We start from the raw sequence: 11,827 nt of genomic DNA on the forward strand, positions 1-11,827 counted from the left end.
AGCTCCTCAGCCGCTGCAACGCCGGGAAAGTGAGGCGAACTATTGCAAGCCGCCTGTTCCACAAGAGAGTTCGAACGGAACGATTGCATTACTCACCCCGAGCCCTGTGCACAAGGCTGCTACCATCGGGCGAGGCTCGTTTGCTTGCACGACCAAAATACGTATCATGCATGCCACGCGAGCAATCAGTAGATTCCGCGACAATGACATGGAAATCATATGATGGTCTCGCCTTCGGACACTCCGACAGAACAGTTCAAGCTCTTTTTCTCTTCGCAGACGCCCTCCGACGCCCGATCGATCGAAGATAATACTATTCTGATCACCCCGTCTGGAGACAGTTTCGACGATTTCCGCTTCAAGACGCGGATCAATGTTTTCGTTCGCCGGGACTCTGCTCGCCTGACAGCCGAATTTTCTGGCATGATCGGCTTTCTACAAAGCTCGAATGACGAGGTGAATGGCGCTGATCTCATCAAGAGTGCGGCTCCAGACAAGGCCGTGGTCCCCGGGGACGACTTTCCGAAATTCTTCACGCTACTGCCCGACCTCGATGCCTATCGCGGGCTCGTTGCCGATGCAGACGTCGCTGGTGCTCGCGAAATCCTGCTGAAAACCTGCGATCTCGTCGCGTTGGGTGAGTTTTCCGCAAACTCTCCGATTTTGCGCGACGCACCGAACACTGCGGTTTTCCAGTATTCCTTAACGCGTACCGCGGAAGCTTTTTTTGCCTACAAGAACGCAGGACCGATCCTGCGAGGTCTCGGCCATGAGGAAATCGGTCGAATGTCGCCGACGATCGCCGTGTCGTTCAAACTCACGGCTTTTGAAAACGAGCACGAGCTCAGATTCAACTTCGACCATACCGGCTTCTTGCCAAAGCGGATGGCGATCATCATCGGGAAAAATGGTGTTGGGAAAAGTCAAGCGCTCAGCACTATCGCGAAGCGGGCAATAAAAGGCGGCGGCCTGATTGATCCACAAACGGGGGAGCGGGCTCAGTTCAACCGAATGCTGGCGTTTGCCCCAACGAAAGAGGCCCTCTCTATCTTTCCGGGCACGGCGCGACGCCGGCAATATGTTCGCTATTCACGTTATGCCCTGGCGCGATCCACCCCGACTCGAAAAGCCGGCGGTCTGATCACAGCGATCGTCAGCGTCGCCCGGTCGAACCAGGCGATCAAGGATCGCAGCCGATGGCAGATTTTCCTCAATGCACTCGAAGCGCTGGGAGACCCGAAGTCCATCTGGGTCTGGACAAACGACGGCATCATTCCACTGAGCTCATTGAACCAGGGCGGCGAACAGGAAAAACTCCGACGGTTTGCATCGCTTAACACCCGGCGCGATCCGGTTCGTTTCGCCGATGGCAATGCGCTTCGCCTGAGTAGCGGCGAAATCTCTTTTCTCAAGTTTGCCGCCTATGTGAGCTTGGAAATCGACAATAGCTCTCTCCTACTCTTCGACGAGCCCGAGACCCATCTGCACCCGAACTTCATAGCGCGCTTCGTCTCAATCCTGGACAGCCTGCTGGCGCAGACCGGGTCCGCAGCCATCATCGCGACGCACTCTGCGTATTTTCTCCGAGAGGTTTTCAGGGAGCAGATCTCGATCCTAAGGGCTGACGCCGACAGACGCATCGAAGTCCAGAGACCGCGCCTTGCGACGTTCGGTGCAGACGTCGGAGAAATTTCCTACTTCGTTTTTGGAGAAGACGAACCTTCGTATCTCGCGAAGGAGCTGGAGAGAAACATCCAGTCATCGGGGATGACCTGGGATGAGCTCCTCGAAAACTACGGCAATGAGTTGTCGCTGGAATTCCTGAACGAACTTCGGGCAAAGATCGGCTGATGCGCAAAATCTCTTTTCCGATTTTCGATGACATCGCAGGCGTCGATGCTCTCGTCGACAACCACAGGCTTGGAAGTTATCCGGGCTTACAGGCATGCCGGCAAGCCCTGAAGAACGGCTACGTGCAGTATGACAGCGTCTCGGGGAACGCGCAGGCGGTCGTGCAGGTCCCGATCCCGGATCCATTGGATAAATGGCTGCGCAAACACTACAAAGATTTGCCCACCAGCCACCACCCCATCGATGACATCCGCGAGGACAATCTCGCATTACCATGTTCGATGTGTGGCTCCTTGCACGCACACACGCTGGATCACGTTCTACCAAAGGAAGATCACCCGGCATTTGCGATCTTCTCCAAGAATCTGGTCCCGGCATGTGATTGCAACCTGAAGCGTGGCCAGAACTATAGGGGCCATGCCGTGGGAGCGCGCATCCTCCATCCGTACTATGATGCATGCATGGACGAACGTCTGTACGCAGCGAAGTTTTCCGGCATGGATGCAACCGTGATCGTAGACCTCGAAATCCTGGTTGCCCTCACGCACCCGGACAGGCCCGCGATCGAATACCACCTGGACAATGTGATCAAGCGGACTGGCGTGCTGAACTGGCTGGGAAAACAGTGGGTCAAGTTCGTGCGCGCGCCGCGAAAGATCGTCGGGTCCCTGAATTTTATCCCCACCAACCAAGCTGAATTGATCGCAGCCATCTGCGAGCATCGAGATGCGCGGGACTATGCCCAGGATTCTCTCAACAATTGGGAGTCGATGTTCGCACAGGGCTTGCTCGATCCTGCGGTCATAGCCTGGCTGTTCCCGAGACTGTCAGCAGCCGGTCGCAGCGTCGATGACCCGGTGATTGCCGTGGCGACATAGACGAGCTGGAAACTCGCCACTGAAGACCTAACGGCTAGCCCAAACGAGCGCTGAAGGCACCCTTACCATGCTGATCAAACAAACGGACTATCATAGGATCTACCGGGTCATTAACAGCCTCGTTGTCAACGAAGGCGGCAATCCCGCATATGCCTGTATGTACTTCAGCACCTTCGGTGCGTTTATCCTTGAACATCATTACAAGATACAAGCGACGCCCAAAGGCGGTCTCGCCGCCTACAATCTTGATGGATCGATGCTCCTTTTTGCCGATCACCGCGACGACGGTTATGTCACCGGCGCCGGCGAAAACTTCCATTGCTGGACCGAGGCCGACGGATGGGCGATCGATTTCATGGCCCCTGCTTTTTCAGAGACGGCCAATCCGCTTGGCGTGCCGTCAAAAATGTTCCAGCGACACCTTTCGGCGATGGTGTCGTCGATCAATGATCTCAACCATTCGGGCTCGTTCTTTTACCAATCGGAGCCTGAAGCGACAGCCGCCCGATTCGCAGATTGGCAGAATCTGCCGATGATCGGTGACCTCGCCAGCATCGCGGTGAAGTGGTTTCGTCGATCTCCCAAGCAGATGCTTCCCTCGATTTCGGTGGGAGACCAAAAAGGGAACCTCAAACCAGTACCCTTGATTGGCAACCCTCTCGCTGGTTCGTGGTAAGTCTGTTGAACCGAATTAAACCGTCGACCCCGTCGTTCAGCACCTCATTTTGGCATCAAATTTTCCAATCCATGCAACAACTTACTTTTCGGAATGGCCGTCTGCTGACTTGTCTGGTTCTGGCAACAAGACTGGCAAATTGCCACCAACAGATCATGGTTGATAGCGTGGGCTATTCGCGGCACAACGGGAGAGGCTAACGCCATTCGCTGTTGACGTTCGTTTCTTCCTCAGTTTTTTGGCGAGGCGGCATTGACCGTCTTCGAACCCTAAGAAGAGCTGGTGCCGGTATCGTAAGCCTCAGATACGAGGCCTTCTATCGCATTGAGCTCTGGCACCGCCAACCGCAAGCGGTTAAGCATTTCAGCGCCCAATAGAGGTTCAACACGTTTGACATAGCGGATCTGTCCCGCGAGGCGGAGCAGGAAGGCGAGATGGTTTCCTTGTCCAATCCGGGTGCAGTGCTCGGCGAGCCCAAACTTCTCTATGTAGTACAGATGCTGGCGAAGCTTGTCTTTGTAGGATCGCGGGACGCGAAGTATGTCGCCTTCGATGGAGATGCCGGTGACGATTTTCCTTCCACCGGTTTTCGCGACAGTTGTTTTTTGATGGTTGGCACTGAACCCTACATTTCCGAGCGAATGAGCTATGTCGCTGATTGTGTTTTCTGCGTCCTTTCGGCCTGCGAATTCACCGCTCATGGTGATATCGTCAGCGTACCTTGTATAGACCAAATTGCGATCGTCAGCGATCTTGCTCAGTAAGCTGTCTAGGTTCCGGCAGACGAGATTTGCGAGCATTGGGCTTGTCGCCGCCCCTTGTGGCAGATGACCAACCCCTAATGGCCGGTCAGGAGAAACTGTTCGCTTTGCCCACCTACTCTTTTTTCTGGCACGAAAGTCCTTCGTCTCCAACACACGCGTGCAAAGCCTGGTCAACGCGAAGGCCACCAATGCTCGGTAACCCAGCCCGCGAAAAACGTGGTAGACTTGGCGCTCAGAGATGGATTCAAAGAAACGCGCCACGTCGACTTTGATAACCCATGGTGCGTTCTGGTGTTTCGACGCATTTGCGATATGGCTGCTTTCTGGAACATACGCAGTTGCAGCACTCGATATCGTTTGTAGAGCCGCGGACGCTGTCAGGATGTGCCGATGAATCCAGGATTGAACGATGGCTAACTTTGGATCGGCAACGACGATGTAGCGCTTCCCGCCGGACCGCTTGGTGATCGAGAAAACTCGATAAGGATCGACCGTGCGTCTCACTACTGCGTTCAGATAGCGGTAGTCGATGTTCGTAACGAAGGAAAGGTGACCCAGCGTTAGCAGCACGGGAAGACCGCGGGTGGCCAATGGTCGAGCGTTACGACGAACCGCTTCGATGTAATCACTCGGAGCGCCTTCGACGCGCAGGACCCTTAGATAGTCGTGAAGAGAAAAAGCCGTCAATTGCTATCACCACGCGCGCCGCGGTGGATGGTCGGTCGAGCAGTGAGATACGAGCAAAACATGTCTGGAGCGATCATCCATCTCGTACTCAAAGAAGCTATTTCCAGGACATCGGACTCCGAGTCCCATTGCACGGATCGAAACCCGCACGGTCCCACCAGTGTTACCTGGCAGTTATGCCAACCTCCGGAATTTCCCTTCACATTGGGAAGGATAATAGAGAGAAGGTTCCTTTGCAACCTTGCCTCGAGGGATGCGGCGACGAAATTTTCTTGCATAAGCAGTTACGCAATCACGCCCCAATTGCGTGACCTGTTGTGTGGCTGCATCATATAATTGATACTCGTCTGCCATTCGCAACAGGCTCTCACGCTCGTCCGCATTGAGGAGGATGCGCGACAGGATCTGGTCCTGCGCGCTCCCCCTCAAACGCATACCAAGGAAAATCATCACTCGCCTCTGGTCGTCCGTCATACCCTTCCCACTTTCAAGGCTGTTAATCAGTGAAAGCGCCAAACTGGGTTGATTCACATTCCAGAGCTGTTCGATTTCTCGGGCTTGGGATCCGCCATCAAAATACTCCCGCAGCGCTTCAGGCACCCATTGTCCAGGGAATAGAGGCCGCCAGTTTTTCACCTGTAACCAAAAAATTGGCGGCACATTGTTCGGGCACCCGTGCTCGAAAACAATCGGACAAAAGACATTCTTATACCCGAGCGGCCCAGCTACCCGCGTATTCCTTGGATATTCGTCACACAGGTCCACCATCTTCGGTGTCAATAACCTGTTGAAGTCCGACGGTGGGAGAGTACTGAGAAGGTTTTCCTCGATTGGGAAATGAGGGAGCGCGACTTGTATTGCATGTCGGGCCGCCGGTGTGATCGCGTAAAGCACGATCCAGAGATTGAGCTTTTTCAACGAAAGGAGGCTTTTGATGCTTTTCGGCATCTCATTCTTCCAATACTTCAAAATTCGTTCGCCACTTCCTGAAACGTCATCGACCAACACAACGTGTTTGATACCTTGGGTTTTAAGTTGCGTGATCGTGGGCTCGCATTCGATAAGGGAGCTACCTGAAGGCTGCTTCGTGGCAGCTTGCAGCTTTTGAAGTGTATGGCCCACACGATCTTCGCTACCATACTGCCTTCGCCGGTTCGCATCTCGCGACGCTGCGCTACTGTCGACCACCGAGCCATAGAACTGACGGTTTCCGATCACGCCCTTTGGCTGTGGAGTACGCACCGGGTAGACTGCTATCCTTTCCCCGAGCTTGGCTTGCAGTTTGGATAATTGTTTGGTGAGCTGTGTTTCAAACTCTCGGGCTGAAACAAGCTTCAACTGGTCGAGAAGCGATCTTGCCACCGCTTGATCGCCCGCATTGTCAAAATTGGTAAGCCAGTCGCCGACGAGCGGATGGAGTTCCATGCGTAAGGTAGTTTGCATAAAGATCCCTCCAGCGACGATCAACCATTGGCCCAATGTCTCGGGTTGGCCGAGCACCGGCTCAGCCGTGCGGGCGAGCGACAATTGCAGTTCAAAATGAGGAGTGTTAACCATTTTGTAAAGGGTGGATACTGAGGCGCGTGCCATGATACATAACTCGCGCGTGCTGTGGGCTACGATTAAATTTTTAGAGTAACAGAGCTGCTAGCCCACGCCGCCGCCGTGAACTTAAACATTTATCTGCTCGCTCAGGTTGACTCGCCGGCGCGACCTGTCAGCTTTAGGCTGTTGGGGTGAGTCGCATGTTCCTTTCAAAGCTTGAAATCTCTAATTTTCGCCATTTCGGAGTGGGAGCGAATGCGCTCGTTCTCGAATTGAACAACGGGATTACCGCGCTTGTCGGCGAAAACGATGCCGGCAAGACCGCAATTGTCGACGCAATTCGCATGGTGCTTGGCACGAGAGATCAGGAATACTTGCGGGTGCAGCCCTCTGACTTCCATTTCTCAATAGCAGATGGCACTCGAGCCGAACAAATCAGGATCTGCTGCACATTTTCCGATCTCACCCCCTCCGATCGCGGGGCTTTCGTTGAGCACTTATCCTATCCTTCAAACGGTGGCGCTCCCCTCTTTCAGGTCAACTGGATTGCCAAGCGCCAAGAAGCGCCCGGCGGATCTCGACGCTATAATGCTACTGAGTGGCGGTCGGGAATTGACGGCGAAGGCCCGGTGATCGATCCAGGCGCGCGGGCGTTGCTCACAGCGACCTATCTGCGCCCACTACGGGATGCTGAACGGGCGCTCTCAGCCGGCCGAGGGTCCCGACTAGCTCAGATCTTGCAGAACACGCGTGAAATCACGGCGGAAGGAGCACCCTTCGACAAAGATGCGTTGGAAGGGCTGGACCCGAGAACCCTGAGCCTTCTCGGTCTTGCCGATTACACGAACCATCATTTCCAAGAGAATGAGGGGATTAAGAAAACGAAAGCGCGGCTCGATGTCGACTTTTTGGAGCCGTTATCCTTCGTGACGGACAAGCTGACGGCCCACATTTCCGTCAACGGAAATGGCGAAGACAGTGCCCGCCTTAGACAGGTTCTGGAAAAGCTCGATATCATCGCGAACGCTCCAGGAGTTACGGATGGTTCGCTAGGCAGGGGGCTCGGTTCCAACAATATATTGTTCATGGCGTGCGAACTCCTGCTTCTCGCCGGCGAGCAGGATGGATTCCCGCTGCTGATCATCGAAGAACCAGAGGCTCACCTTCACCCGCAGCGGCAATTGCGATTGATGGATTTCCTGCAAAGCCAAGTCGAAAAGCTTCGACCGGATGGGCAGAGGATCCAGATCATTGTCACCACCCACAGCCCCAACCTCGCGTCAGAAATAAGCCTTCAGAACATTTCTCTCCTGAAAGATCGTAAGGCATTCCTTCTGGCAAAGGGGAAAACTCTTCTGACGGATTCCGACTATCCGTTCCTAGAGCGATATCTCGACGTCACAAAATCAAACCTCTTTTTTGCTCGCGGCGTCATCGTGGTCGAAGGGCCGGCAGAGAATATACTTGTTCCAACACTAGCGGATCTGTTGGGCCGGAACCTCGAGCGCTACGGGGTCTCCTTGATTGACGTGAAGGGTACGGGCTTGGGACGGTTCGCGCGAATCTTACAACGCTCGAATCCGGAGGTCGACGGAGAGATCGGCATCCCTGTGAGCTGTATAACGGACATGGATGTGATGCCTGACTGCGCACCGTGGCTGGTTGGTATCTTGAAGGAAGAAGACCCCTTCCCTCCGCTTCAAGGATCGAAGCGGAAGTGGAGAGCCAAGCGGGATTTTCCTGGAGAAGGGCTCGCGCAACGACGTCTCGCCATAGAAGCGCGGGCGAGCGGGCAGCGCGTTCGAACCTTTGTCGCCAATGAATGGACGCTGGAGTATGATTTAGCCTTCTCCGGTCTCAGCGAATATGTTTGGATCGCGGCACATCTGGCCGATAACGACGATGCGCTCCTCGCCGCCCCTCAGACTTTTGACGCCGAAGTCGCACAGGCAAAAAGCGACTTAAGCAATATAACCGGATCAGTCCCATCGAAAGAGCAGCTTTGCTCGAAAGTGTATGCGCGCTTCGCAAAAGATGGTGTTTCGAAAGCCATTGCGGCCCAGTATCTGGCAAGCATTCTCGCTGACGCCGTGGCAAAAGGCAATCTAACACCGGACGGACTGAGAGGGTTGCTCCCGTCCTATCTTTTGAACGCCGTGGAGCACGTAACGTCACCATTCGAGGGAGCAGCGTAAGTGTTCATCCCTCCGAATATCAGTGTCGATGATGTCGATTGGGTCTGTGGCGTTATGGGGCTGCCGAAACATGCGTTTACAGGTCTGGACGGGACGGATCCACGCATGGCTGTTCTTAGACGAACGGATAGTGTCGATGTAGAGGCCTGCCCTGGAAGCGGCAAAACCACTTTGCTGGTGGCAAAGCTGGCGATCATGGCGCGTCGATGGCGTTGGTCGCGCTCGGGAATGTGCGTGCTTTCCCATACGAATGCGGCTCGTGACGAGATCGCGAACCGGTTGAGCGCATGCCCCGAAGGAGCTGCTCTCCTTCAATATCCCCACTATATCGGGACGATACACGGGTTCGCAAACGAGTTTCTTGCGATCCCCTACCTTCGTTCAAAGAACAACCCGATCAAGATGATCGACACGGACATCGCTTTGAGCCGGCGTTGGGCCAAGGTCCCACGAGCAACGAAGAGCTTCTTGGACAGAAAAAATAATGGCGATGGCCGCTCTTTTCTTCGCTACAGCCGCGCCGATTTCGGCGGAGGTAAGATGTCAACGCTTGGGGAGCACACGCCGACCTACGCAGCGGTGCGCACCATCTGCGAAGAGAGCTCTCGCGAGGGCTATTTCTGCTATGACGAACTCTTTATCTGGGCGGGAATGCTTCTAGATGAGCAGCCGAGCGCGACAGTCTCTCTTCGTACCCGCTTTCCGATGCTCTTCATCGATGAGGTGCAAGATAACGACGAAAGCCAATCATCGCTGCTCCACCGGGTTTTCATGCAAGGCGGCGACCCATGCCGTCGCCAGCGGTTTGGCGATTCCAACCAGGCGATCTATCAGTCTGCCGCAATAACAACGGGCGCCGCCACCGACACCTTCCCTGGCGCCTTTCGAGCCGATTTGCCGAACAGTTTCCGGTTCGGTGGACGCATTGCAAATTTGGCGAACCCGTTTGGTTTGACACCACAAGGTCTGGTCGGTCTCGGACGCGGACCGCACCATCCGCCAACGATACTCCTCTTCGACGACGGTTCGGTGCGATCAGTGCTTCCAGAGTACGGTTCCCTTTTGAGGGAGACCTTTTCAGAACAGGAGCTTTCGGTCGGCGTGTTCACCGCCGTTGCGGGGGTGCACAAACGCGGCGAAGATGACCGGATACCGCGGTGGATGGGGCACTACGCTCCAGCCTATGACCCGGATATTTCAGGTCGAGAGGCTTATCCATCGACCTTCAGCCAGTTCCTTCTGTCCGGCTATAGAGAGGCGCAACGCACTCGGGTTTCCCAACCCGTTGCCCGTGCGGTCGCCCAAGGCATGCTGGAGCTCTTGCGCCGGGCCGATCATGATTTTTCAGAGATGAAGCCTCGGAATCCGCACGCGTTCCTTCTTACAGCCCTGAGCGGAGAGGCTCTTGTTCGCTACAGGCAAGTTCTCGATTTTCTAATCATGAATGTGGGCTCGATTAGTCCTCCGCTATGGAAGGACTTTGTTGGCGTGATACTGCGGGTCATTGCCGAGGAAACGGTGGGCAAAGCCCTAGGCGCGAGCGATTTTCTCGAGTTTTTGGAATGGAAGCAGCTCGACGACCTTCCTGTTGGCTCGCCCAATGTCGCCTCAAACATCTTTGCTTATCCAGCCGTAGATCCCAAAGTCAAAATCCGTCTTGGCTCCATCCACTCAGTTAAAGGGGAGACGCACACCGCGACTCTGGTTCTGGATTCCTTCTTTCATGACCATCACCTGAGTGCTCTCAAACCGTGGATATTAGGCGGAAAGGCGGGCAAAGGAGCTGAGGGCAGTCGGATCCAGGGGCGCCTGAAGCTTCACTACGTGGCGATGACACGGCCCGCACAGCTCCTTTGCCTCGCTATGCGGTCGGACGTTTTCTCGGCGAACGAACGGGGGCAGCTCGTCGCCAGAGGATGGACAGTTCGGGAGTGCCCTGCTCATGCGGTCTGATCGCCAGACGTTAGCGAGTTGTCGGGACATCCGTCGGGGCGGCACGAATTCTAGAAAAGCGAGGTCGATGTCGATATGAAATGGGGCGATAGCAAACGAGATTTTGATATGATCCTAGCCATCTGGCCTGCTTACGAACCGTACAGCGGCGCATGGTTTATGGAGGAACTCGCGGTCAATAGGAACGGCGTTCCTAGATGGCGTGAAAGAAGAATTCCGTCGCCGACGGGAGGCGTGCGAGTTGATCGCTATACGGATGGAAACATTGCGGCATCCGAGAGCGCGCGTGTAAACGCCGAGCTTGCGGTCGACCTCAAACAAAAACCGATGGAAGAGCATCTGCGGCGCTCATTTCAGCTGAAGGCTTCGAAAGCTCTTCAGGCGAAGGAGCGCCTGCGATCAGAGGAAGCACTCATGCTGGCTGAGGCCAGGCGCCGAAATGCGACTCTGCCAGCTCCCAGAGCGGACGAGCTGATATTGAAACCGAAAGCCGAGAAGTATCGGGCCGCACTTGCTGCGGCGCTGGCGGAATTCCCGTATGTCACAGGAATCCGGATCGGCGCTCCGAGCGCCCGGACTGCGATGATCAAGTCCTACAAAGGCGTCTGGGATGTAATCGACGGCGTCCTGTCCAAAAGGGGTGCTCTCCTTATTGAGCGGTCAAAGATCGCATCCGGGTTTGGCTTGAACCCGACCGATCATTGGGGCGAAGTCAAAGCAGAGATCCGTCGGATACTACTTCCCCGAGCAAACAAGCTGCTGCAGCTCGCCAGTGTTCGCAGACTACTGGACGAAGCACTTGCACGAGGCGAGAAGGTTCTCGTCTGCAATTGCGTGGTCTTCTGGTATGAGGAACAAGGGCAGCTTGGTTGGCAGGTAAAGACGACCGGTGGAAGTCAGACTGAAGACAAAAGTACCCTATGGGCTGAGGGGACCATCGTCTCGGCTAACCACGGGCGGCTTGTCATTCTTCCGTTCATCAAGGAAAATGGTGAGCATGTAAAAGGTCACACTCGTAATGCGCCAAAAGACGGCCCGGCCAAGCCGAGACACCCTAGCCAACACGTCGAAATTCCGTTCACAAGGCTGAACGACGATTTGATGATCGGCCTTTTCGGCGAACTGCCCTACGAGTAAGCCACTGCCATTGTCACCAAATCATAAAGCCACCGAAACCGAGCGCGGAATTCAGTCGGGCAAATTCCGAGCCGTTTTCCGGAAATGATGCCGATGCGCGTATGGACTGCCAAAGCCAAATGCCAATGCGATAACCTCCAT

Annotated in this window: 8 protein-coding genes; 6 read left to right on the plus strand and 2 right to left on the minus strand. The window is 55.0% G+C overall.

Annotated elements, in window-relative coordinates; translation table 11 throughout:
- Positions 1-219 precede the first annotated feature (219 nt).
- The 3 genes from M2418_RS17880 to M2418_RS17890 all read left to right on the plus strand — a co-directional run bounded on the left by M2418_RS17880 (position 220) and on the right by M2418_RS17890 (position 3,405).
- On the plus strand, positions 220-1,851 hold the full coding sequence (locus tag M2418_RS17880; protein ID WP_259148245.1) for an AAA family ATPase: 1,632 nt from the start codon (positions 220-222) through the stop codon (positions 1,849-1,851).
- On the plus strand, positions 1,851-2,729 hold the full coding sequence (locus tag M2418_RS17885; RefSeq protein WP_259148246.1) for a hypothetical protein: 879 nt from the start codon (positions 1,851-1,853) through the stop codon (positions 2,727-2,729). Before M2418_RS17880 ends, M2418_RS17885 begins: the two co-directional genes overlap by 1 nt.
- 67 nt (positions 2,730-2,796) lie before the next feature.
- Positions 2,797-3,405: a DUF2026 domain-containing protein gene (locus tag M2418_RS17890; protein WP_259148248.1), complete on the plus strand. Its 609-nt coding sequence runs from the start codon at positions 2,797-2,799 to the stop codon at positions 3,403-3,405.
- Positions 3,406-3,674: 269 nt separating this feature from the next.
- Here M2418_RS17890 and M2418_RS17895 read toward each other — a convergent pair whose 3' ends face one another.
- Together M2418_RS17895 and M2418_RS17900 are read right to left on the minus strand one after the other, a co-directional pair.
- Positions 3,675-4,856, minus strand: coding sequence for a reverse transcriptase family protein (locus M2418_RS17895; RefSeq protein WP_259148249.1), 1,182 nt, complete (start codon positions 4,854-4,856; stop codon positions 3,675-3,677).
- 174 nt (positions 4,857-5,030) lie between these two features.
- Positions 5,031-6,446: a hypothetical protein gene (locus tag M2418_RS17900; RefSeq protein WP_259148251.1), complete on the minus strand. Its 1,416-nt coding sequence runs from the start codon at positions 6,444-6,446 to the stop codon at positions 5,031-5,033.
- A 155-nt stretch (positions 6,447-6,601) separates the two neighbouring features.
- Between M2418_RS17900 and M2418_RS17905 the strand changes: the two genes are divergently transcribed.
- The 3 genes from M2418_RS17905 to M2418_RS17915 all read left to right on the plus strand — a co-directional run bounded on the left by M2418_RS17905 (position 6,602) and on the right by M2418_RS17915 (position 11,686).
- Complete coding sequence (locus tag M2418_RS17905; RefSeq protein WP_259148253.1) at positions 6,602-8,596, plus strand: ATP-dependent endonuclease; 1,995 nt, start codon at positions 6,602-6,604, stop codon at positions 8,594-8,596.
- Entirely contained in the window at positions 8,597-10,549 is a 1,953-nt protein-coding gene (locus M2418_RS17910; RefSeq protein WP_259148255.1) for a UvrD-helicase domain-containing protein, read from the plus strand.
- 75 nt (positions 10,550-10,624) lie between these two features.
- On the plus strand, positions 10,625-11,686 hold the full coding sequence (locus M2418_RS17915; RefSeq protein ID WP_259148257.1) for a hypothetical protein: 1,062 nt from the start codon (positions 10,625-10,627) through the stop codon (positions 11,684-11,686).
- The last annotated feature ends 141 nt before the right edge of the window (positions 11,687-11,827 follow it).

This window comes from Rhizobium sp. BIGb0125 (assembly GCF_024810055.1).
GTDB lineage: Bacteria > Pseudomonadota > Alphaproteobacteria > Rhizobiales > Rhizobiaceae > Agrobacterium.

Coding starts and splice junctions, on each gene's coding strand:
- M2418_RS17880 (WP_259148245.1), top strand. CDS start 220: ATGATGGTCTCGCCTTCGGACACTCCGACAGAACAGTTCAAGCTCTTT.
- M2418_RS17885 (WP_259148246.1), top strand. CDS start 1,851: ATGCGCAAAATCTCTTTTCCGATTTTCGATGACATCGCAGGCGTCGAT.
- M2418_RS17890 (WP_259148248.1), top strand. CDS start 2,797: ATGCTGATCAAACAAACGGACTATCATAGGATCTACCGGGTCATTAAC.
- M2418_RS17900 (WP_259148251.1), bottom strand. CDS start 6,446: ATGGCACGCGCCTCAGTATCCACCCTTTACAAAATGGTTAACACTCCT.
- M2418_RS17905 (WP_259148253.1), top strand. CDS start 6,602: ATGTTCCTTTCAAAGCTTGAAATCTCTAATTTTCGCCATTTCGGAGTG.
- M2418_RS17915 (WP_259148257.1), top strand. CDS start 10,625: ATGAAATGGGGCGATAGCAAACGAGATTTTGATATGATCCTAGCCATC.